The following is a 24,571-nucleotide window of genomic DNA, read 5'->3' as shown; positions in this document are numbered from 1 at the left end:
GTTAACTTTCCTGTTGCATTGCTTCGAGCTCTTCCCAGCGTTCGAAAGCAACTTCAAGTTCCTGCTCTACCGCAGAAAGCTTATCTAAAATCGGTTGTGTCTGCTCTACTGGCTGAGAGAAAAAGTCAGGGTTGTTCACCTGCTCTTGCATTGATTCTATCTCAGCTTCCAATTCTTCGAGTTTTGCCGGCAGCACTTCAAGTTCACGCTGCAGTTTATAGGATAACTTCTTAGGCTTACTCTTTACTGGCGCTGTTTTGGGAGATTCCTCAACCTGTTTCTCAGCTTTAATTGGTTTTTCAACCGCACGAGCTTTCTTCGTTTGTTCACGTTGCTGCTGGGCATCGTGGTAGCCACCGACAAACTCTTCGATTTCACCTTCGCCCTCGAAAATCCAGCTAGTTGTCACAGTGTTGTCAACAAACTGGCGATCGTGGCTGACAAGCAACAACGTACCCTGATAATTGGCAAGCAAATCTTCCAAAAGTTCCAACGTTTCGATATCTAAATCGTTGGTCGGTTCATCGAGAACTAATAAGTTGTTAGCTTTTAAGAAGATACGTGCCAGTAAAAGTCTATTTTTTTCACCGCCCGACAACGCTTTTACCGGTGTACGAGCTCGCTTAGGTGCAAACAAAAAGTCTTGCAAGTAGCTAAGTGCGTGGCGTTGGCGTCCACCGACCATCACTTCTTGTTTACCATCCGCCAAGTTATCGATAACAGATTTCTCAGGATCTAAGATTTCGCGATATTGATCGAAATAAGCGACTTCGAGTTTAGTACCACAATGAAGTCGCCCTGAGTCTGGTACGATATCGCCAAGTAGTAATTTTAATAAAGTACTCTTACCACATCCATTTGGGCCAATCAGTGCGATACGGTCACCACGCATGATATTGAAAGAGAAATCCTTAACAATCGACTTACCTTCAATGTCATAATTGATATTCGTCGCTTCGAAGACAATCTTGCCTGAGCGTGACGCATCATCAATCTGGATATTCGCTTTGCCCTGTACTTCACGGCGATCGCTTCGCTCTTCTCGTAGCTTCTTAAGCGCACGTACACGTCCTTCGTTACGTGTACGACGAGCCTTAATGCCTTGACGAATCCAAACTTCTTCTTGAGCGAGCTTTTTATCGAATTCTGCATTTTGCATCTCTTCGACTCTTAGCATCTCTTCTTTATCGACTAGGTAGTTATCGTAGTTGCCTGAGAACGAAGCAAGTTTGCCGCGATCAAGGTCGACAATGCGCGTCGCCATAGATTTGATAAAGGCACGATCGTGAGAAATGAAGATAATCGAACCACGAAAATCTTTGAGGAAATTCTCCAGCCATTCAATCGTTGTGACATCAAGGTGGTTAGTTGGTTCATCAAGTAATAACACATCTGGATCGCGTACCAGTGCTCTTGCAAGTGCTGCTTTACGCTGCCAACCACCAGAAAGGTCGGTCAGTTTGGTGTGACCATCGAGCTTAAGCGCTGCGAGCACGTTCTTGATACGGTCTTCAAAGCGCCACGCACCAGAGTGTTCGAGGTTCTCTTGGATACGTGCAAGCTTATTGATGTTTTGCTCTGATGGATCGACCGCAATCAGATCGAGCTGATCTTGATAGATCTTCAAGTGCTCGCCGATTTCTGCTAGTCCACCAGCAACGTAATCAAACACTGTGCCTTCCTGATTGCGTGGTGGATCTTGCTCCAAGCGTGAAACGACAACATCTTGGGTAACCGTTAGTTTTCCATCATCAAGCACCACCTCACCGGCAAGCACTTTCATTAACGTGGATTTACCCGCGCCGTTTCTACCAACCAAACAAACACGTTCATTCTCTTGCAACGCAAAATCTGCATTGTCTAGAAGAGGATGATCGCCATAAGCCAGTAATCCGTTATTTATTGTTAGTAATGCCATTTTCGTTTAACCAAAGCTGTAATTGTTGTAAATCAAACGGCCAATTAAGCTCGTTACCTTGATAATTGAGCACCGGGATGGTGACACCGTAACGAGAAAACAATTCATCGTCGAAAGCGATATCGACAATCTCGACCTGATGAGAAATATTGAGCTGTTTTGTAAGGTTAAATGCCATCTCACATAGATGGCACCCTTCTGTGCTGTATAAAGTGATCACCTGTGACCTACTATTCCTTGTGAGTCAAAACCCAACAGTTATGAATGTGTTTATTACGAGAAAAATCCATTGGAAGAGTTTGGTGCGAAATATTCTTCGCAACTAAACCAAGTTCATCCAAACCGTCCATATCCATTTTGAAGTGACGCTTATTGTTTGAGAACACTATCGTGCCGCCATTACGAAGCAAGCGCTTGAGATTCTTCATTAACTGAATATGGTCTCGCTGTACATCAAAGCTTTGTTCCATACGCTTAGAGTTGGAGAATGTAGGCGGATCAATAAAGATAAGATCAAATTGTGCCGTTGAGCGTTCGAGCCACTGAAGGCAATCAGCTTGCTCGAATCTATGCTGACGTCCTACTTGCCCGTTGAGCTTCATGTTTTCTTTCGCCCATTCGAGATAGGTATTTGACATGTCCACTGTCGTCGTCGATTTAGCACCACCACAAGCGGCATGAACAGTGCCCGAGCCCGTGTAAGCAAACAAGTTTAAGAAATCTTTACCTTTGGCCATTTCACCAAGCTTGCGACGAGTAATCTTATGATCAAGGAACAGCCCTGTATCGAGGTAATCGTGCAGATTAACGATCAACTTAACGCCATATTCGTTAACATGCATGGTTTCAGATTCTTGGGAGAGCTTCTGATACTGTGAGCGGCCCTTTTGCTTCTCACGGACTTTAAGGACAACCTTGTTTGCTTCCGTGCCCGTCACTTGAATCGCTGCACGAATGATATCCGTCAAACGACGTTTTGCTTTTTCTTCAGGGATGTTTTTAGGCGCCGCGTATTCTTGGATAACAAGGTGATCGAGATACACATCAATCGCAACATTGTACTCAGGTAAGTCTGCGTCATAAATTCGATAACAATCGAGTTCTTCTTTACGCGCCCATTTACCAATTTTGGCAATATTTTTCTTCAAGCGGTTAGAAAAATCAGGTGCGATCACCGATTCAGTGACATTGTCACCTTTATTTTCTACCGGACGATCACTAATCGAGTAATTCTTCTGGTGACAAGGTAACGCACCATTATTCAGTTTGAACTGTTTATCTGCACGCATGCGTAAACAGCTTAAAAGCTCATCAGAACTAGAGAAAATAGACGCTTGGCAGCCACCGAATTCAGATTTCAGTTGAGCACCAAATGCCGTGTACAGAGCAATCAAACCAGGATGAGTACCTAAACGCTCACCGTATGGCGGGTTTGAAACAATAACACCTGCTTCAAACTCTTGAGGGCGCTTAACTTGCGCTGCATCACCAAGGTTAAATTCAATCAGGGAATCAACACCTGCTCGACGCGCGTTGTCCTTTGCGGTTTTAAGCACTCGCGCGTCGTTATCAAAGCCGAAAAACTTAGTGTCAACTTTTTTGACGCCCCTTCTCGCCTGTACTGCCGCTTCCGATTTAATCTCAGCCCAAAGTTCAGGTTCAAAGTCTTCTAGTGACTCAAAGCCCCATTTCTCACGATTCACGCCAGGCGCCATGTTTGCCGCCATCATGGCCGCTTCAATCAAAAGCGTGCCAGAGCCACACATAGGGTCTAACAGCGGCTTATCAGCGCTCCAGCCACTACGTAGAATAATGGCAGCAGCTAAAGTTTCTCGAAGTGGCGCACGACCAGATTCAGGTCGATAACCGCGTTGGTGTAGGCCGCCCCCCACCATATCCACACCAAGAATCGCTTTATCACGATGTAGACGAACATGGATGCGAAGATCTGCACGATCTTTACTGATCGACGGTCTTGGCAAGTTCTTTTTCTCGAAACTATCCACTACGGCATCTTTCACTTTCATTGCGCCGTACTGGCTATTGCGGATTTCACGGTTAGTACCATTGAAATCAACAAAAAACATCTTCGAACTATGGAATTGATTGACCCAGTTCACGGAAGACGTTGCTAGATAGAGATCCATATCATCGTTACAAGTGAACTCAGATAGTACACGGACGAAACGCGACGCTAAGCGGCTCCATAAGCAACAACGATAAATTTGCTCATTTGATGCTTTAAAGCGTACCCCTGCTTGAACAGGTTTGGCATTAGCGATCCCTAGCTTAGTTAACTCTTCAACCAACAAGTTTTCCAAACCGTTGGACGTAACCGCAAGATATTGATGCATAGTGTTCTTAAATTCTTGATAAATGACCCTTCATTATACCTGTCTCACATCAATTACGTTAGCTCAATCCACCTTTATCTCTCCCTCAGTACATTCAATTGAACAAAACATCAGCATATTCATGCGGATCATTTAATTTCAAACTTAAGTTTGGAGCTAACACAACTTTGTACAGTAAGTTAAGGCTTAAGTCGGTAGTGAATACTTATTTACATCAAAACTGGACTATACCAAGATGTTTATTTTGCGTAATTTAATTACAAAAAATAGCTAATTGGGGAATAAAAGGTTAAATGAAGAGCGTAGAAGTATCAGAAGTGGGAATATTTTATTGATAGATAAATCGAAAAATTATGGATGACTCACGTTATCCCCTACCGCAAGTCTCAATTGAAGGTTCTTTTAAGCAAAAAAAAAGTCGGCTCGAAGGCCGACAGGGAAATGAAACAAAGGAACGAATTGTTAGCTGACCAGAGCCATAGGTTGTGTCTGGCCAGAGAGAATATGATTGGCGCTCGACATGCGATCGTGCATGACTTTAATCGCCTGGCCAAATCCCAAAGATTTGGTTCCATTAAGAACGAACGCTTCCAAATTAATAGAGGCGCATAAGCTAGAGTTGTCTCCTACTTCTAGAACTAGGAAGTAACCATCACTGTAGCTGTTCGATAATTGGACAAAATCGCCTTCCACAGGCGCATTTAAGCCATCAGAGATGCAATCGAAGAACCAGCTCTTGGGCTGGACTGGCTTATGAAAGCGCTTTGCCGCAACACAATAGAGTGCTAATTCAGCCTGACGAGGCTCTGAAAGGTCTAGATGAGCAATTTGCTCTTTGTATGTCTGGTAAGCAGATGCGTCGTCAACGGAGAATTCGTTAACACCGATTGCGCAATCTACAATCAACTTTTTGGAAAGATTTGTCTTGAATACCATATCATCACCCAGATCCAGCATCAGGTGCTGCTCTGTGTCATCATAGTACCAAGTCCATTTGTCACTCGGTTTAAGCATCATTCCAATCTCGTGTAAAAGTCAATTCAGGTAAAACACTAAATTACCTTCCCATACATTTACTGAAATTCTATTCGCTAATAAGCAAAAAAAAAGAGGAAATGATAAATCATCCCCTCTTCAGAAACTGAGTAAATTCAAGCTTCATGTTCATGTGACAGCGTCACCAAAGCCATCATAGGTTTTTAACAATATCTCTCACCAGCGTTGGTCCATGATAGATAAAACCAGAGTAAACTTGGACAAGTTGTGCACCAGCCATCATTTTCTCTTTCGCTGCAACGTATGAGTCAATACCACCTACCCCGATGACCGGAATTTGCTCTCCCAACTCTTCATGTAAACGACGAACAACTTCGGTGCTTCGAGATTGAACCGGACGGCCACTCAACCCACCCGCTTCATTGGCATGCTTCATTCCTTCAACAACACTGCGATCCAATGTTGTATTTGTCGCAATCACGCCATCAATGCTGTTCTTCAATAAAGACTCACAGATCTGGCTGATCTCATCATCACTAAGATCCGGAGCGATCTTTAGTGCAAGTGGTACATACTTATTATGCTTCTCAGCTAACTCGGCCTGCTTCACTTTTAATTCAGACAACAGTTCATCCAATGCTTCACCGTACTGAAGTGAGCGTAATCCTGGAGTATTTGGTGATGAGATATTCACGGCGATGTAGCCTGCATGCTCATACACTTTTTCCATACAGATCAGATAGTCTTCGGCCCCCTTTTCAATCGGTGTATCTTTGTTCTTACCGATATTGATACCAAGCACACAATCGAAGTTGGCTTTCTTTACGTTATTAACCAGATTATCAACACCTAAGTTGTTAAAGCCCATTCGGTTGATAATGCCTTCTGCTTCTACTAAACGGAAAAGGCGCGGCTTATCGTTACCGGCTTGAGGTCTCGGTGTTACCGTCCCGACTTCAACAAAACCAAAGCCCATTGCGTCGAACGCTTCAATACATTCACCGTTTTTGTCCAAACCCGCAGCTAAGCCAACAGGGTTACGGAAAGTCATGCCCATACATTCGACTGGACGATTAGGAAGTTGTTGACGATAAAGAAGATCGAGAGGAGTACCGGTGAAACGTTTGAAGTTTTGAATTGCGAGATCATGTGCCTTTTCGGCATCAAGTTGGAAAAAGCCAGTTCTGGCTAGACGGTAAAGCATTGTGCCTCCGATAGAAAAAAGCCCCGTATAAACGGGGCTGTATTATTTACTGTTTTACCGAATAATTCAACGAAATATGTGTCGATTACTCGTTAGCTGAACAGTTTAAGTTAAGCAGCATCAATTCACGTAAAGCTACAGAGAACTTAGCAAATTCATGTACTGAACCGACTTTGAACTCATTAAGGATGTTTTCCCAACGATGGAGTGAAATTTCATTATTTTCGATCCAATCGTCCAGAGCTTTCATCACATCGAGATCTTCTGGCGCACAGCTGCAACTTAATACCTGACCTGTTAGCTGACGTTGCTGCCAATCAAGATCTTCGCGGAATGCCGCTCTTGCCAGAGCCTGCCAATGGTTGTCGACAGCCTGACCATTGATCTGTTTCAAGAACCAGTGAAGAGACAAACGATCACCTAAGTTGTAGTACAACTTAGCGCTTTGCTCTACTGATTTGCCCTTTTCTCGAGACACTGTGGAAATATCCAGTACTGAGTATAGGCTAGACAAACGTGCAACATAATTAGCAATTTCAGGACTAATACCCTGCTCAATCCACGCTTGAGCCATTTCGTTATGCTCTTCGACTTCAGATGGAACCAGCATATCATCGAGTTTAGCTTTGATCGTTTCAACATCACCTTGGTAAAGTTCGATCAGTGCTTTCACGCATTGGCGACCATTGCGGTTGCGTAACAACCAGCGAGACAGGCGGCGTAACGTTCGACGAACATAGAACATCATATCGTACTGCGCTTCGGTTGACGCTTCGTTGTCGAGCTCGCGCAGTGACTTAAGCACATCACCTAAACCGAAGATTTCACGTGACGCTGCGTAAGCATTTGCTATATCAACAACATGTGCGCCCGTCTCTTCTTGTAGACGCGTCACATAGTTACAACCCATTTCGTTAACCATCTGATTTGCAAGCGCTGTTGCAATAATCTCAGCACGCAGTGGATGATTATCCATTTGCTGCGAATAGTTACGGCGTAACTCAGTTGGGAAGTAATTGACTAGTTGCTGTGCATGGTAATCATCGTTAGCAATGTCATCGTGAACCAGCTCTTCTTTCAGAACCATCTTGCCATAAGCAACTAGCACTGATAATTCAGGGCGAGTCAATGCTTTACCTAGCTTTTCACGCTCAAGTAACGTTTCATCATCTGGGATGTATTCAAGTGCACGGTCTAGGTGACCCGCTTTCTCTAAATCGTGAATAAAGCGAATCTGCTCTTTCACGAGAGACGTACCCTGCTGTTCAGTCACAGAGATAGATTCAGACTGGCAGTAAGCGTCATCAAGAACAATCTCACCCACTTCATCTTCCATGGACTCAAGGATCTTATTACGCTGCTTAACTGTTAGATCGCCATTGGCTACCAAGCCATTGAGGAAGATCTTAATGTTAACTTCGTTATCAGAACAATCCACGCCACCAACGTTATCAACAAAGTCCGTGTTTACGCGGCCGCCAGTCAAAGCATACTCGATACGACCCAGTTGAGTCATACCCAAGTTACCACCTTCACCGACAACTTTTGCACGTAGGTCACGTCCGTCAATACGCAAAACATCGTTGGCACGGTCGCCCACATCAGTGTGCGTTTCGTTTGACGCTTTTACGTAGGTACCAATACCACCATTCCATAGAAGATCAACTTCCATCTTAAGCAGCATCTTGATGAGGTCGTTTGGTGCCAGTGACGCTTTCTTAGTGCCGATCATCTTCTGGATTTCTGGTGTCAGAGCAATCGACTTCGCTCGACGAGAGAAGATACCGCCGCCTTTAGAAATTAGCTTAGTGTTGTAATCTTCCCAGCTTGAACGAGGTAACTTAAATAGACGATCACGCTCTTTCCAACTCTTCGCTGAATCTGGGTTTGGATCGATGAAGATATGCATGTGGTTAAACGCAGCCTGTAGACGAATATGCTTAGACAGCAGCATACCGTTACCAAATACGTCACCAGCCATATCACCAACACCGATAGCAGTGAAATCTGTAGTCTGACAGTTAATACCCATTTCGCGGAAATGACGTTTTACTGATTCCCAACCACCTTTCGCTGTAATACCCATTGCTTTGTGGTCGTAACCGTTCGAACCACCAGAAGCAAAAGCATCACCTAGCCAGAAGTTGTATTCATCAGATACAGAGTTCGCTAAATCAGAGAATGTCGCTGTACCTTTATCTGCCGCAACAACCAAATAAGGGTCATCTTCATCATGGCGAACAACACTCTTCGGCGGAATCACTTCCCCTTCGATAATGTTGTCTGATACGTCTAGAAGTGCGCGAATAAAGCGTTTGTAACAACGTTGACCTTCAGCAAAGATCTCATCACGACCACTTAGAGTATGCTGACGCTTACAAACAAAGCCGCCTTTTGCACCAACCGGAACAATAACCGTGTTCTTAACTTGCTGTGCTTTTACCAGACCTAAGATTTCGGTACGGAAGTCTTCTTGACGATCTGACCAACGAAGACCACCACGAGCTACTTTACCACCACGTAGGTGAACACCTTCGATATCCGGTGCATATACAAAGATCTCAAATGCAGGAACTGGCTGAGGAATTTCTGGAATGTCGCTCGGCTTCATCTTCAACGATAGCCAAGGTTTATTCTGCTTATTTGCGTCTAGCTGATAGTAGTTAGTACGCAGCGTTGCACTGATCATTTCGACATAGCGACGGATGATACGATCATCATCCAAGCTTTCTACATGATCGAGTTGCTCTGTGATCTTATTAGTCAGTTCAGTCTGGCCTTTCTGACTGCCCTTAAATTTAGGATCAAAACGCTTAGCAAATAATTCAACCAAACCTTTCGCTAGTTCCGGATAATGGCTTAGCGTTTCTTCAATGTATTGTTGACTGAACGGGAAACCCACCTGACGCATGTATCGCGCGTAGGCACGAAGAATCGAAATTTCACGACCCGTCAATGAAGCACCAAGTACTAGGCGGTTGAAACCATCGCTCTCCAGTTCACCAGCCCAAATTGCGGCAAATGCTTGTTGGAAACGATCACGAGCTTCACGAAGATCAACAGTCTTTTCGCTCTTATGAAGCATTGAGAAGTCGAGGATCCAATACACCTGGCCGTCCGCTTTACGAACTTCATAAGGTGACTCACCAATAACTCGCAGACCCAAGTTTTCCAACATTGGCATCACGTCTGAAAGGTGAATGGGTTCATCTCGATGGTAAAGTTTCAGGCGAACTGATTTTGAATCTGAACCCAGCTCTTGTGGACGATAGAACAACATACCTAGTTTGTTGTCATCGCTAAGTGCTTCAAGACGTTCAATGTCTGCTACTGCAGAACCAGGCATGACATCTTCTTTGTACGAACGAGGGAATGCACGTAGGTACTCTTTCGATAAAGGCAGACCTTTACTTTCACCGAAGTTCGCAACAATCGCGTCAGACAGGCGATCATCCCAAGTTGAAGATGCTTCCATTAAGTTTTGCTCAATCGTTTTAACGTCTACGTCCATGTTGTTGTTATCAACACGAACAATGTAATGAGTTCGGGCTAGTGGGCTCTCAGAGAAGTAAGTTGTAAACTCGACTTCTTTGTCACAGCCAAAATATTGTTTTAGGATTCGCTGAGTCTGACGACGAAGCTCTGTGTTATAACGATCTTTCGTTACGTACACCATACAGCTGAAGAAACGACCAAACGGGTCTTTACGAACAAACAGGCGAAGCATATCGCGGTCTTGCATCTGCACCACACCCATACCCACTTCAAGAAGTTCTTCTTCTTTCGCTTGAAGCAGTTCATCGCGAGGGTAGTTTTCAAGAATATTATGCAATGCTTTATAAGAGTACGAACCTTCACGATAGCCACTTGCGGCAAGAATACGTTCAACTTTTTCACGAATTAGCGGAATGCTTTCGACACTCTGGTTGTAAACAGCGGAGGTATAAAGGCCAGTGAAACGGTGCTCACCGACAACTTTGCCGTCTTTATCAAATTTCTTGATACCGATGTAATCGGTATAAGCCGGGCGGTGAATGCGTGAAGGTGTATTGCCTTTAGTCATGATGAGCAAGAATGGCTTCTTCGCTTCCAGACGTGCAGAGTCAGGGAAGTCAGAAAGCTTCACACTACGCACACGATTACGATTGCCAAATAGTCCTAGGCCTTTATCCGCCGTTGGGCGAAGTTCAGTATCACCGTCAACATTGACGAGATCGTATTCTTTGTAGCCCATGAATGTGAAGTTGTGATCACCTAACCAACGCAGAAACTTGATCGTCTCCTCGTAACGATCGCGTTCTACTTCTACCTTACCTTCTTGCGCTTCAACTTGATTAGTTACTTCTTCCAGTTTTTCAACCATCAGTAACCAGTCTTGAACCACTAAAGCAGTATCAGTCAGGATTTTAAGTAGCTCTTCTTTTAGAGAGCTCATCGTCTCTTTCGCGCTCAAGCGGTCAACTTCAACATGGAATAACGACTGAAGTACGCCTTCACCTTCATTGATACTGGTAATTTCACCTTTTTTATTGCGTTCAATCTGTGTAGGGCCATGAAGCATAAGGTGAGAAGCTAAGTCTAAACGGCTAAGTGCCATTTTTACCGAGTCAACAAGGAAAGGACTGTCAGGAACGACGATTTCTACAATGGTGTGTGTGGATTGCCATCCTTGACGGCTAACGGTCGGGTTAAAAACTCGGACCGATACATCATCTGCTTTTTTCTCATTAATATGGTGCCAAAGGCTGACTACGGCGCCATATAAATCAGATTCGTTTCGTTCGACTAGGTCGTCTTGAGATATGTTATTGAATAAATGCTGAGCAAGTTGAGTGACTAAGGGTTGATGAGCAAGCTCGAGTTTGTCTTGAATCAGTTTGTAGACCTTTTCAAGCAGAACCGGCATCAGAGTTTCACGCGCGGTCATAATCACACTCCACAATTAGAATTGTATATATTTTTGGGGGATGTTGTAAGCATAGTGCTTAACACGGGTAATGCCGCTTTATTGTAAAAGCTTTATTGATAAATAGTTAATTCTTTTAGGAGTGGTAGGAGGTGAAATGTTCGATAATGTGACTAAGGCACTATTTAAACTCCTATAAAATCAGTTGCTCACAGAACTTCTAACTTAAGAAACTTGTTATTTTGGTCAGTTGTTAAACGAAAACGCCCCTTAAGGCCAATTTGACTAAGAAAAGGTCTGAATCTTGATGCAGGCAATTGTAGGCGTAAACCATTGTCTGTCACCACTAGAACGTTGCTCGCCGCACCATTGTAATGAGCGAGAAAAGATTGATAAGAGATGTTGAGTGAAAAGTAGTACTGATTCATTTTCTTTGATTAAAGAAGTAACGATTTTATCACGCGCATAAAAACACTGTATAAATAAACAGTAGCACTATAAAGTGCTACTGTTTCGCTCAGCGATTAGGCTTCCAGAGCTTTGTTAACCTTCTCAAATAGGTCTTTTGCTAAGTTATCCATCGATTTGAGAGCTTCAAGCTCTGCTTTAATTAGTGCTTGGCGCTCTTCATCGTATTTACGGAACTTAAGCAATGGATCAATCAGGCGCGAAGCGACTTGCGGGTTACTGCTGTTCAGCTCTTTTAGAATCTCACCAGCGAACTTGTAGCCCTCACCTGACTTAGCGTGGAACCGCACTGGGTTCATATTCAGGAAAGATCCAACGAGGCTACGAGTTCGGTTCGGGTTTTTCAAACTGAACGCTTCATGACTCATCGTATTCTTGATTACATCCAAGACATTATGTGCCGGGTTAGTACCCTGCAGCGCAAACCACTTGTCCATAACCAGGCCATCATGTTTCCACTTATCACTGTAGTCTGACATCAGTGTTTCGCGGCATGCAAGTTGCGCACTATTCGCGGCACTCATTGCGGCAATGGTGTCTGTCATGTTGTTTGCACCGAAATACTGCTTCTCTGCTAACTCATTGCCTTGTTCTGTGTGCGCTAGATAAGCTAAAGCGGTGTTACGCAAAGAGCGCTTACCGATCGCTGCGTGATCGATCGTGTATTCAGCCTGCTTCAAGCTGTGATAAAGCGCGCTAAACTCATCTTCAAGCTCAGCAGCCAGCTTCACTTTGATAGATTTAAGCACTTTAGCAACGGCATCAACATCCACTTGTTTGTACCAGCCGGATACTTCGTTATGGTTTGGCAATGCCATCATCTCAGCAATAAATGCTGGCTCAAGCTTGTCTGATAATAAGACACCTCGGAAGGCATCAATCAGCGCAGGAGACAGTTCGACATTTTGACCGTTTTGCACTGCTTCAACATTACTACGAATGTATTTTGCTAACAGCATTTGACCAGAGTCCCAACGAGCAAATTCGTTACGCGCATGCACCATCAGGAAAATTAGTTCTTCATCGCTGTAATCGTACTCCAGAACAACTGGTGCAGAGAACTCACGTAGCAAGGATGGTACTGGTTGCTCAGATACGTTTTCGAACACGAAGGTTTGCTCCGCTTCGGTAACGTTAAGAACATTATCGACTTTTTCACCGTTACATTGTAACTCAATGACATCACCGTTTTCCGCGTACAACTCAACATCAAATGGAATATGAAGCGGCTGCTTTTCTTGCTGCTCATGAGTCGGTTCAGTACGTTGAGAAACCGTCAGCGAATACGTTTGTGCCGCTGAATCATACTCACTTGTAACGGATACCGTTGGTGTACCTGACTGGCTGTACCATAGGCGGAATTGTTTCAGGTCAACACCTGATGCATCTTCCATAGCCGCGACAAAATCTTCACAGGTTGCCGCCGTGCCATCATGACGCTCAAAGTAGAGCTTCATACCCTTCTGGAAACCTTCTTCTCCCAGCAGTGTATGCATCATTCGGATAACTTCACTGCCCTTTTCGTATACCGTTAAAGTATAGAAGTTGTTCATTTCTATCACTTTTTCAGGACGAATTGGATGTGACATAGGGCTTGCATCTTCTGCGAATTGTGGACCACGAATAATTCGTACGTTGTTAATACGATTCACAGCTCTAGAGCCCAAGTCCGATGAAAATTCTTGATCACGGAATACAGTAAGGCCTTCTTTCAGGCTCAATTGGAACCAGTCTCGACAAGTAACTCGGTTGCCTGTCCAGTTGTGAAAATACTCGTGGCCAATAACCGCTTCGATACCTAGGTAGTCAGTATCTGTTGCCGTTTGATCATTAGCCAAAACAAATTTAGAGTTAAAGATGTTAAGACCTTTGTTTTCCATTGCGCCCATGTTGAAGAAATCAACCGCAACAATCATATAGATATCAAGGTCATACTCTAGACCAAAGCGCTCTTCATCCCACTTCATTGAGTTGATAAGAGACGTCATTGCATGAGGCGCTCGATCGAGGTTGCCTTTATCGACAAAGATTTCTAACGCCACATCACGACCAGATTTAGTCACATACTTATCACGAAGGACATCAAAATCCCCAGCAACCAGTGCAAATAGATACGCAGGCTTAGGATGCGGATCTTGCCACTGAACCCAGTGACGGCCACCTTCCAAATCTCCTTCTGCAATACGGTTACCGTTGCTCAATAGGAATGGATAAGCCGCTTTGTCTGCGATCACTTTTGTTGTGTATTTCGCTAATACATCTGGGCGATCCATGTAATAAGTAATTCGACGGAAACCTTCCGCTTCACATTGAGTACAGAAAGCGCCGCCAGATTTATACAAACCTTCCAAAGCCGTGTTTTCTTCGGGATTAATTTCAGTGACGATTTTCAGTTCGAACGCTTCAGGTAGTGCGGAAATCTCTAGCGCACCTTCCTTTTCTTCAAACCTTGTCCAAGCCTCACCGTTAACAGAGACACTAATCAGCTTAAGGCTTTCACCTTCCAATTGAAGCGTTGTGTCATCTTTTAGCTGCTTAACTTGAGAAACCGCCGTTACGATTGTCGTGGTATCATGGAGATCGAAAGTTAAGTCGATGTCTGAAATAGTATGGGATGGTGAGGTATAATCTTTGCGATATTTGGCTTGAGGTGTTTGAGCCATGTCGAAATCCTTCTGACTAGATGTAATACATTGTGCTTGTGTCTATTCGAGACACTTATTGAATAGGTTGTTATTTGCAAACGCTGATAATTTTATTTTGAGCTAGCTTAACCCCAGACAATTAAAAAAACGAGGTATTATGTCTAAATACCTCGCTTTTACCCTACTGTGGCGAATAAGTTCAAACTATACGTCTAAATACTCACCTATATTTGTTAAATGTTATGTCACCTGACCCGGTTCAGCACGGCGTAGAGTGCTCCTTCTTCCATTTCCAGAGTGAGAATATCGCTGTTCAAGCTGTACCTTGTTTCATGCTCACCATTTTCATAGAGCAGCACCAAATGCTCTCCTTCGGTGTAGTACACACCTTTATGGATTGCTTCGTCGCCTTCTTCGTTACTCACTCTAAACATAAATACGAAGTCAGGTTGCAAAATCAAATCCATCCGCTGCACTTCACTGGCTACCATTTCATGTCCACTCAACTGAGCACTTGACCACATACCGGCAAGTGCGTTGGATAAAGCTTTTGTAAACACCACACCGTTGAGATTCAACATATTGTGATTACTGCTGTAATTGTAAATTTGCGGTTCAGAGGTATTCAAACCGAGAATCAATGTATCTTCATTCGCGGCGTAAAGTCCCTCCCAGTGATCGACCGAGTAATCGCGTTTTTGAATGTCGATCTTGAAGCTATAGTTGGAGTCGAGGCTAAGTTTGATGGCTAAAAAATTCTCTTCAGATTGCTCAGGATTTGGGTTAACCAAATACCAGTCACCGAGCAGGAATGGCTGGTCGAATTGAGTTAAATCGCTGTTATCTCTGGTTTCACTCGCGAACACAGAAACGCTAAAACAAGTCAGTAGAATTCCAATCCATCTCATAGCGCACCCCTCACTCTTTTCTTTAAGCTTAGGAGTCGAAATCTGATTAAGCGAAATTTTTTGATCTACATCACGTTAATTATTGATATAAAAAAAGCGAGCCGTTAATTGGCTCGCTTTTTATTTCCTTTATTTTCAGCTACTTAAGCATATCAACCATGATAGCTACGGATTCATCTAGATAGGCATCTGGAGCTTCGTAGTCTTTTGGCACATCATCGAGAGATTCAAATGCTTTCTCTCCGTGAGATTTTTGTCTCAGATTGATACGAGCTAAGCGATCGTCATCCGCCTTATCACTTTCCTCTTTGCGAACTTTTTCGTTAAGAGATAGTGAGTTATCGTCCTTCTCAGCTTTATACTTTTCGATATCTTCAGCAATAAACTGGAATTCCAGATCGTTAGCGATTCTAGCTTGATGCTCGCCATTAAGCTTAGTGATCAGCTTTTCGTTACGCTGTAACACTTCATATTTTGCTTTATCAATGCTATCCCAAGGCAGCGCATTATCTTCAACACTTTCACCAGTTTCGCTAGGCTCAATTGGTGTTGGGTAAGCAATGTCAGGCGCAACACCTTTATTTTGCGTACTGCCACCATCGATACGATAAAACTTCTGAATCGTGTATTGAACGTAACCTAACTCCTTATCGAATAAATCATAGATATGATTTAACGAACGGTGTTGCTGAACCGTCCCTTTACCAAAAGAGTTTTCACCGAGAATAATCGCGCGGCCATAGTCCTGCATAGCAGCAGCGAAGATTTCTGAAGCCGATGCACTGTAGCGGTTAATCAATACCGTCATCGGACCGTCGTAGCTGATCTTGCCGTCGGTATCACTATTTACGTTGACCCGACCATAACTGTCACGAACTTGAACCACCGGTCCACTAGTAATAAAGAGACCGGATAGAGCCGTCGCTTCTGTCAGCGCGCCGCCACCATTGTTACGCAGGTCAACAATAATGCCATCAACACCTTGGCCTTTCAGATCAGTAATCAGCTTATCCGTATCTTTTGCAAGACCAACGTAAAAACTTGGTACTTCCAATACGCCAATCTTCTTACCATCTTTTTCAATGACTTCAGATTTAACAGCGCGGTCTTCAAGACGAATTTTATCTCGAACAATAGTGATGACTTCCGCTTTCGCATCTTTACCTTCAGGCAAGATTTGCAGATTAACCTTGGTCCCTTTCGGGCCTTTAATCAACTGAACGACATCATCCAGTCGCCAGCCGATTACATCAACAATATCTTCACCGTCTTGGCCGACACCAATAATGCGATCACCTTCAGCTAATTGCTTACTCTTAGATGCAGGGCCACCAGCGACCAATGAGCGAATTACAGTGTAATCGTCTGTCATTTGAAGCACAGCACCAATACCTTCCAGTGAAAGGTTCATTTCCGTCTGGAATTGATCAGCACTTCTCGGTGATAGATAGCTGGTGTGCGGATCCACTTCACGGGCAAACGCATTCATGTACAGTTGGAATGCATCTTCATTGTGAGTTTGACTCAGACGTTTCAAAGCATTGTTATAACGCTTGCCTAAGACGTCTTTGATCTCTTCCCAATCTTTACCGGTCAGTTTGAGGTTCAGCGCATCATATTTAACACGCTTTCTCCAAAGTTCATCCAACTCCGCCGTATCTTTTGGCCAAGCCGCTTCACTTCGGTCGAGCTCAATACTTTCATCAGTATCAAACTTCATTTCCTTATCAAGCAAAGACAGTGCATAGACAAATCGCTCGTAGCGGCGCTTCATCGACAAGTTGTAAATATCAAAAGCAATCTGGTTGTCACCAGACTTTAGCTGGTCATCGATACCAGCCGCCCACTTATTAAAAGAGTCGATATCGGCTTGCGTGAAAACGTTACGATTGAAATCAAGAGACTCAACATAGCGTTGGAATATCGCCTGAGAGAATTGATCGTTGAGTGTGAAGTGTTTGTAGTGAGAACGAGTGAAGCGTGAGGTAACGCGTTTACTTGCTGTCGCATGTTGGGCTTCGGGAGCTAAGACGGGTAAGTCTTCGAGAGTAATTTTCGCTTCAAGAGCGTTTGCTGACGAAGCTGCCAGCCAGAGGCTAGCAGCAATCAGCGACAATTTTGAACGGCATTTCATGCGTAGGAGTATCTCCTTTATGCGCGCAGGTGCTCCGCTTTCACAACCATTTGCAGGCCGTTAGACAGTTGAACACGCACATCTTCCTTATTGATTTCAACGATAGTCGCAGCCATGTTTCCTTTGCCCATATTTACGTTTACTTGATTACCGATTGTAATTTCATCAGCATTCAGAGCGCGCGTTTCTACTGGCTTGCTGGCTTTCTGTGCTTTGTTTTGTTGTGGGCGACGGCTTTGTGGCTTTTTGTTAGCCGGTTTAGCTTTCGCTTTACCTTCTTCACGAGCTTTTTGAGCTTGCTCTTTACGACGAGCTTGCACTTTAGCCTTGCTTTCAGCTAGCGCTGTTTTTGCGTGTTCAACATGCTCTTCTTCCAGATCACCTGCTGAGTTGCCATCTAGGTCAACACGAGTCGCACCCGGCTTAACACCGTGTAGGTAACGCCATGAAGAAGTGTATTGTCTTAACGCTGCACGAAGCTGAGTTTTACTCACTTTTGGATCGTCGCTTAGACGTTCCGCAAGATCTTGAAAAATACCAATTTTAAGTGGTTTTGCTTCACCTTCTAAAGTAAAGCACTTAGGGAAACATTCAGCAATATATGCAATCACTTCTTTGCTGTTTTTTAACTTTTCAGTGTTTTCCATGAGGAGTCCTGGTTAGTGCGGCTTGTCCGCGAGCATTAAGATAAATATTTCAGGTATTATAGTGACCTGCAAGCGAAAAACCACACTCAATATGGAAATTATGCACTGATAGCGTGTGAATTAAACAGCTTTTCCACTTCGCTCATCAAAAACGTCAAACCTTCTTCATCTATTTCACTAAATCGTCCCACTTTTGGGCTGTCAATATCGAGTACACCAACAATTTGGCCATTAATGCTAAATGGAATGACGATCTCGGAATTACTGGCGGCATCGCACGCGATATGTCCTTCAAACTGATGAACGTCGTAAACACGTTGCACCGTATTGGTTGCCACGGCTGTTCCACATACACCACGACCAACAGGAATTCTCACGCACGCAGGTTGCCCCTGAAATGGACCAAGAACTAGTTCCCCTTCTTTCATTAGATAGAAACCCACCCAATTAAGTTCCTCAAGCTCCATATTTAAAAGAGCACTTAGGTTCGACAAATTGGCGATAAGGTCTTTTTCTGACTCTAAAAGTGCAACAGCTTGCTTGGTTAAGCGGTGGTAATGTTCTATTTTCATATTGACTTCCATTTGAAAATTAGAGACTTCCATCATGAATCAACGTACAATCGTCCGTAAACTCTAAATAGTAAGCATTCTCATTATAATGTCTGATAACCCCAACACTATTAGCCGTTCTTGGCTGATAACTCAAGTAAAAAAGCACAAGTCAAAACTTGTTCTCGCCAACATCATCGCGCTTTTCGCAACACTCGTCAGTGTACCTATCCCTCTTTTAATGCCTTTAATGGTCGATGAAGTCCTGCTTGATAAGCCTGCAACGGGCCTTGAGTTAATGGATAAAGTGTTGCCTGTTTCAATGCAGACACCAACCGGCTATATATTCCTTACCCTGCTTCTCGTCGTTCTGATGCGAACCGTGAGCCAAGTTTTAAATATCCTGCAGGGACGTCAGTTTACTCTCGTATCCAAAACGATCACGTATCAGATGCGCAGCAAGATGATCGACAAATTAGGTCGCATCAGTATCAGACAATACGAAACGCGTGGAAGTGGTGGTATCAATGCTCACTTGATTACCGATGTAGAAACCATTGACCAGTTCATTGGTACCACTCTCAGTAAATTCCTCATTAGTTTGCTAACGGTCATCGGTACAGCTGGTGTTCTACTTTGGTTGGAGTGGCGTCTCGGCTTATTCATCCTTTTGGTCAATCCTATTGTTATTTACTTCTCTCGAAAGCTGGGCAATAAAGTAAAACATCTTAAAAAACGCGAGAACCAATCTTTTGAGCGATTCCAAAATCGTCTTGTTGAAACCTTAGACGGCATCTACCAACTACGTGCAGCCAATCGCGAGCGGGAATTTCTTAGTGAATTAAAGCAACAGGCCAACCAGGTCCGTGTAGACGCTGATAAATACGCGTGGCAATCCGAAGCCGCTGGGCGAGTCTCTTTTCTTCTATTCCTGCTTGGTTTTGAGTTGTTCCGTGCTGTTGCCATGTTAATGGTCTTGTTCAGTGACTTAACTATCGGTCAAATATTTGCTGTCTTTGGCTACCTATGGTTTATGTTGGGCCCAGTGCAAGAGCTACTTGGTATTCAGTTTTCTTGGTACAGCGCAAAAGCGGCACTGGGTCGTATCAACGCCCTACTCGACTTGGAAGAAGAACACCGCCCAGTAAGTAAAATCAACCCGTTTACAACGGACAGAGAAGTCGACGTCAATATTGAAAACATTGATTTTTCTTATAATGAAGAAAGTAAAGTACTGAATAATCTAAACTTGAATATTCCGGCTGGAAAGAAAGTTGCATTGGTTGGTGCAAGTGGTGGCGGAAAATCGACGCTCATCCAGTTGCTCATTGGTGTATATCGACAGGATTCAGGTATCATTCGTTTCAATGGTGAGACAACAGATGATATCAGTTATGACGTAATACGAGATCAAATTGCCGTTGTATTACAACAACCTATACTATTCAATGACAGTTTAAGGCATAATCTGACGCTCGGCTCTGACTATGACGATTTGCAATTATGGCGAGCGCTTGAAATTGCTCAAATGCAGGATGTCATAAGTCAGTTAAGTGACGGTTTAAATACACAAATTGGCCGAAACGGCATTCGATTGTCCGGCGGCCAAAGGCAGCGACTTGCTATTGCAAGAATGGTTCTTAGCGATCCTAAGTTTGTCATTCTCGATGAAGCAACGTCTGCGTTAGATACGGCGACCGAAGCAGCACTGCATAAAGCGCTGACAGAATTTTTGAATGGGCGTACAACCTTAATCGTTGCTCATCGACTGTCTGCCGTTAAACAGGCTGATTTGATCTACGTTTTAGAAGATGGACAAGTAACACAGGCAGGCACTCATGTTGAGTTGGTTAAACAAGAAGGTTTATACCAAACGCTTTATGGAAGCGTTCAGTCGCACGCCTGAGATCCTACTATTTCTTAAAATTTGGAGGGTGATATGAGCCCTCCTAAATTAACGTCTCACCTTTCCGAAGCTTCACATGTAAGATTATGCCATGGGTGTGAACTCCCAATAGATACTGTCAGTGTCGAGCGAGGCAAAAGCGCTTATTGTCCACGCTGTGGAAGCAAGTTATATCGTGGAGGTACGCCTTCATTGTCCGGCAACCTCGCCATTGCAATTACTTGCCTCTTGCTCTTCATTCCTTCTCATTTCTTTGACTTTATTAGTATTCGCCTATTTGGCGTCATGATTCCAGCGACCTTACCTTCTGGCGTTTTCACGCTATTTGATGAAGGTTTTGTTTTCCTATCTTTATTAATTATCTTTTGCAGCTCCATCGCTCCTTTACTAGTCAGCGGTTCGGTCCTAACTGCTCACGCTGCATTAAAGCAACGTAATTTTCCGTTACTCAAATATTCGCTTTATACGATTCAACACCTCAAAAACTGGGTGATGATTGATGTATTTCTCGTCAGCGTCGCTATTTCCTGCTTTAAGTTGCAGGACTATTCCGACATATACGTGGGCGTCGGTTTATATGGTTTGGTCCTGTTACAGATCGCGACAGTCATGCTTGTCACACGAGTAAGTGTGCGTCGCTATTGGGAAGCGTACGAGTCTGAACGTTCTTATCATTTCAAAGAAAAACAACTCCACTGCCACCATTGTCATCTTTCTCAACCAGAAGGAACAGAGTGTGTTCGGTGCCACAAACCCATTTATCACCGTAAGCCTCGTTCCGTACAAGTGACTTGGGCTTATCTTGTTGCCGCTACGATTGCTATTTTTCCGGCAAACCTCATCCCAATATCGATTTTAATTACCAATGGACAAAGGCTTGAAGACACCATTTTTTCCGGCGTTGCGTCACTGGTAAAAAATGGTATGCCAGGCATTGCGGTCATTATATTTGTAGCGAGTATTGTCGTTCCCGTCGCCAAAATCATCGGTTTGGCGTACTTATTGCTCGCGATCCAATTCAAGCGCAAAGTATTTCATCGTCAGAGAATGATCATCTATTTTGTTATTAAATGGATAGGACGTTGGTCCATGATGGATTTGTTTGTTATTTCTATCATGATGACCTTAGTCGACCGCGGCCAGATACTCGACTTTACTCCAGGGTATGGGGCGGTTGCGTTTGGAATCGTTGTTGTATTGACTATGCTGGCGGCAGAGAGTATTGACCCAAGACTGTTGTGGGACAATTACCCAGATTCAGCTAAGAGCAAATCAGAGAAAAGAGAAGAACCTTTAAATGACTAATTCATCTTCTAATCAGCCTTCTTACTCACCAGACGTTAAGCGCAATAAAGGTGTGTCACCGCTGTGGTTATTACCCGTGTTGACCATGGTGCTCGCAGGTTGGTTAGTTATTAAGGCGATTAACGACGCCGGTCAGCGAATTCAGATCTACTTCTCTGATGCTCAGGGCTTAGTTGCAGGTCGAACTACCATTCGCTATCAGGGTCTCGAAGTCGGCATGGTGCGTGATATTAACTTGGCTGAAGATCTTGAGAGTATTTATGTCGAAGCAGATATCTACCCTGAAGCCGCCAAATTACTTTCAAAAGAAACCCGCTTCTGGATGGTAAAACCGACCGCTAGCCTTTCAGGCATTTCAGGCTTAGACGCTCTGGTGTCCGGTAACTACATTGCAATCCAACCTAGTGATAACCCAGCGGAACCTGAAACAAAGTTTACTGCGCTTGAACGAGCTCCTTCAGATATTCTTGCGAATGAAGGCTTGAACATCACCCTCCGAGCAGAAGATCTCGGCGGCATTTCTGTTGGCTCGCAAATAGTCTATCGTAAGATTCCAATTGGTGAAGTCTACAGCTACCAACTTGACGGCCAAGGTAAAAATGTCCTCATTCAGGCATCAATTCACGATGAATACCGAAAGGTCATTACCGACGAAAGTAGGTTCTGGAATGTCAGCGGTATCGGCGCTAATATTGGTTTTGAAGGTGTTGATGTCAGATTAGAGAGTTTAAGTGCTCTGATTGGTGGCTCTATTGCTGTCGACTCGCCAGATGGCGGAGAACCTGTTGCCGATAATACTCGCTTTAAACTCTACCCTGATCTAAAAACCGCGGGTCGTGGTATACCAATTAAAATCACCCTGCCAGACGACAATCAAATCAGTCCGACTGGTGCTCCTATCATGTACCGTGGAATCGAAATCGGCCAGATCACTGATTTACAACTCAGTAATGGGCGAAAAGAGATTGTCGCCTCTGCCGCCATTCAGCCAGCTTTCTCAGACATGCTGACGAGCGGCAGTAACTTTATCCTCGAAGAAGCAAAAGTCTCTCTTTCTGGTGTGGAAAACCTAACAAACCTAGTTAAAGGTAATTTCCTTACTCTGGTTCCAGGAAAAGGCGATCGCTCGCGCTATTTCTCCGCCATTCGCAAAGAACAGTTTAATAAACAACAAGCTAAATCTGTGGCCCTAACACTGGTTGCTGACAATTCATTCGGACTTGGAGCTGGTGCTAACGTCCTATACCGAGGCATCACCGTTGGTGAAGTAACGAAAGTATCGCTCAAAGGTGAGAAGGTAAACTTGGACGTTCTGGTGGATAAAACCTACGCCGAGCTAATTAAATCACAGAACCGATTCTTCGTCACAGGTAGCGCCACAGCTGAGCTCACTGAATCTGGACTGAACATCAACGTCCCGCCAGCACAGCAGCTTCTTACAGGTTCTATCAGTTTTGTTAGCGAAGGTTCTGACAACCCTAGAGAGCAATACACATTGTATCCAAGTAAGTCCCTAGCGGAATTGGCGAAATACAATATGTCTGGCTCAGAACGTATTACGCTGTTTGCTAACGAGCTTCCCTCTATCAGCAAAGGCAGCCCACTACTTTATCGTAACCTGCAAGTGGGTAGCATTTCCGATTTCCACCTTGTTGATGGTGGTGTGATCATTACCGCGAGTATTGAAAACCAATACAAACACCTTGTCACTGAACAGACTGTCTTTTGGAACCGTTCCGGCGTTGAAGTGGATGCTACTCTAGCTGGTATCAGTGTTAAGGCTGCGCCTTTGAAATCACTCATTCAAGGCGGTATCGCTTTCGATTCTTTGCCGGGTGTCGAAAACAAACAAAATGATAAATGGCTGCTCTATCAAGATTTCAAAACTGCGCGAAAGTTTGGCCATGTCATTACGCTCAATGCTGAGGGTGAGAACAATATTACCAAAGGAACAGCGGTAAAATATAACGGTGTACAAGTGGGTGAAGTCACCCTTGTTATACCTGATTTTAAGCGTGAGCGTGTTGAAATTAAACTGCGAGTGCTGCCTGAGTATGCAGACAAGCTAGCAACCGAAGGTAGTTACTTCTGGGCTGCTCAAGCGACTGTTGGCTTGAATGGTGTGAAGAATCTTCAGAACCTTCTCACTCAAACTATTAACGTAGTCCCTGGTGAAGGTAAAGCTCAACATACTTTCCATCTCAATAAAGAAGAGAGAGATAATCAGGGGGTATCCTTCACCCTACAAAGCGAGTCTCGTGGCTCAGTCGCTAAAGGCACACCTGTACTCTATAGAGAAATTGAAGTAGGTAAAGTGATTAATGTAGAACTCGGAGAGTTTGCTGATCGCGTTGTCTCGACCATTTCAATCCAGCCCAACTACGCTTATCTTGTAAGACAAAATAGCATTTTCTGGAACACTTCAGGTGTTGATGTTTCCATCGGCCTAGGCGGTGCCAACATCAAAGCGGGAACCATAGACAGTATTGTGAGAGGCGGAATCACCTTTTCAACTCCTGAGAACAGTCAGCTTCAGCCTATAGCCCAGCCTGGTCAATCTTTCTTCCTCTATCCAACACCAGAGGAGAGTTGGAAGACATGGCGCACCGCTATTCCGAAACCATAAACA

General features: G+C 44.0%; 15 protein-coding genes. 3 read left to right on the top strand and 12 right to left on the bottom strand.

Translation table 11 applies throughout. From position 1 onward, the window contains the following. Window position 1 precedes the first annotated feature (1 nt). The 12 genes from FIU99_RS07915 to FIU99_RS07860 all read right to left on the bottom strand — a co-directional run bounded on the left by FIU99_RS07915 (window position 2) and on the right by FIU99_RS07860 (window position 18,752). Window positions 2–1,918 carry an ABC transporter ATP-binding protein gene (locus FIU99_RS07915; protein ID WP_006962146.1) on the bottom strand — a complete coding sequence of 639 codons (1,917 nt, stop codon included), beginning with the start codon at window positions 1,916–1,918 and terminating at the stop codon, window positions 2–4. Next, entirely contained in the window at window positions 1,896–2,138 is a 243-nt protein-coding gene (locus tag FIU99_RS07910) for a glutaredoxin family protein (RefSeq protein ID WP_080555958.1), read from the bottom strand. Before FIU99_RS07910 ends, FIU99_RS07915 begins: the two co-directional genes overlap by 23 nt. 10 nt (window positions 2,139–2,148) lie before the next feature. Beyond that, on the bottom strand, window positions 2,149–4,272 hold the full coding sequence (rlmKL, locus tag FIU99_RS07905; protein WP_006962144.1) for a bifunctional 23S rRNA (guanine(2069)-N(7))-methyltransferase RlmK/23S rRNA (guanine(2445)-N(2))-methyltransferase RlmL: 2,124 nt from the start codon (window positions 4,270–4,272) through the stop codon (window positions 2,149–2,151). A 462-nt stretch (window positions 4,273–4,734) separates the two neighbouring features. Continuing rightward, window positions 4,735–5,286, bottom strand: coding sequence for a cell division protein ZapC (locus FIU99_RS07900; RefSeq protein WP_039952378.1), 552 nt, complete (start codon window positions 5,284–5,286; stop codon window positions 4,735–4,737). Window positions 5,287–5,461: 175 nt separating this feature from the next. Continuing rightward, window positions 5,462–6,472 carry a quinone-dependent dihydroorotate dehydrogenase gene (gene pyrD / locus FIU99_RS07895; RefSeq protein ID WP_006962142.1) on the bottom strand — a complete coding sequence of 337 codons (1,011 nt, stop codon included), beginning with the start codon at window positions 6,470–6,472 and terminating at the stop codon, window positions 5,462–5,464. Window positions 6,473–6,557: 85 nt separating this feature from the next. Further along, window positions 6,558–11,399: an NAD-glutamate dehydrogenase gene (locus tag FIU99_RS07890; RefSeq protein ID WP_006962141.1), complete on the bottom strand. Its 4,842-nt coding sequence runs from the start codon at window positions 11,397–11,399 to the stop codon at window positions 6,558–6,560. A 188-nt stretch (window positions 11,400–11,587) separates the two neighbouring features. Next, window positions 11,588–11,806, bottom strand: a complete 219-nt coding sequence (locus FIU99_RS07885) for a DUF2835 domain-containing protein (RefSeq protein WP_006962140.1) — start codon at window positions 11,804–11,806, stop codon at window positions 11,588–11,590. A 96-nt stretch (window positions 11,807–11,902) separates the two neighbouring features. Then, window positions 11,903–14,509, bottom strand: coding sequence for an aminopeptidase N (gene pepN / locus FIU99_RS07880; protein WP_006962139.1), 2,607 nt, complete (start codon window positions 14,507–14,509; stop codon window positions 11,903–11,905). Window positions 14,510–14,736: 227 nt separating this feature from the next. Next, complete coding sequence (locus FIU99_RS07875) at window positions 14,737–15,399, bottom strand: hypothetical protein (RefSeq protein WP_006962138.1); 663 nt, start codon at window positions 15,397–15,399, stop codon at window positions 14,737–14,739. Between the two features lie 139 nt (window positions 15,400–15,538). Further along, entirely contained in the window at window positions 15,539–17,533 is a 1,995-nt protein-coding gene (gene prc, locus FIU99_RS07870; RefSeq protein ID WP_006962137.1) for a carboxy terminal-processing peptidase, read from the bottom strand. A 17-nt stretch (window positions 17,534–17,550) separates the two neighbouring features. Continuing rightward, window positions 17,551–18,180 (bottom strand): RNA chaperone ProQ, encoded by a 630-nt coding sequence (gene proQ, locus FIU99_RS07865; protein ID WP_006962136.1) that lies wholly within the window; start codon window positions 18,178–18,180, stop codon window positions 17,551–17,553. Between the two features lie 98 nt (window positions 18,181–18,278). Beyond that, entirely contained in the window at window positions 18,279–18,752 is a 474-nt protein-coding gene (locus FIU99_RS07860; protein ID WP_006962135.1) for a GAF domain-containing protein, read from the bottom strand. Between the two features lie 88 nt (window positions 18,753–18,840). Here FIU99_RS07860 and FIU99_RS07855 point away from each other — a divergent pair, with 88 nt between their 5' ends. From FIU99_RS07855 to FIU99_RS07845, 3 genes are read left to right on the top strand one after another with little or no spacing between them, the layout of a single operon-like run. After that, the gene (locus FIU99_RS07855) at window positions 18,841–20,637 is read left to right on the top strand and encodes an ABC transporter ATP-binding protein (RefSeq protein WP_006962134.1); all 1,797 of its coding nucleotides are present in this window, start codon (window positions 18,841–18,843) and stop codon (window positions 20,635–20,637) included. A 33-nt stretch (window positions 20,638–20,670) separates the two neighbouring features. Next, window positions 20,671–21,942, top strand: coding sequence for a paraquat-inducible protein A (locus FIU99_RS07850; protein WP_006962133.1), 1,272 nt, complete (start codon window positions 20,671–20,673; stop codon window positions 21,940–21,942). Beyond that, entirely contained in the window at window positions 21,935–24,568 is a 2,634-nt protein-coding gene (locus FIU99_RS07845) for an MlaD family protein (protein ID WP_006962132.1), read from the top strand. Before FIU99_RS07850 ends, FIU99_RS07845 begins: the two co-directional genes overlap by 8 nt. Window positions 24,569–24,571: the final 3 nt, after the last annotated feature.

The sequence above is a fragment of the Vibrio sp. THAF64 genome (genome assembly GCF_009363455.1).
In the GTDB taxonomy this organism is placed as follows: Bacteria; Pseudomonadota; Gammaproteobacteria; order Enterobacterales; family Vibrionaceae; genus Vibrio; species Vibrio coralliilyticus.
This window is presented reverse-complemented; position numbering and strand designations above follow the sequence as displayed.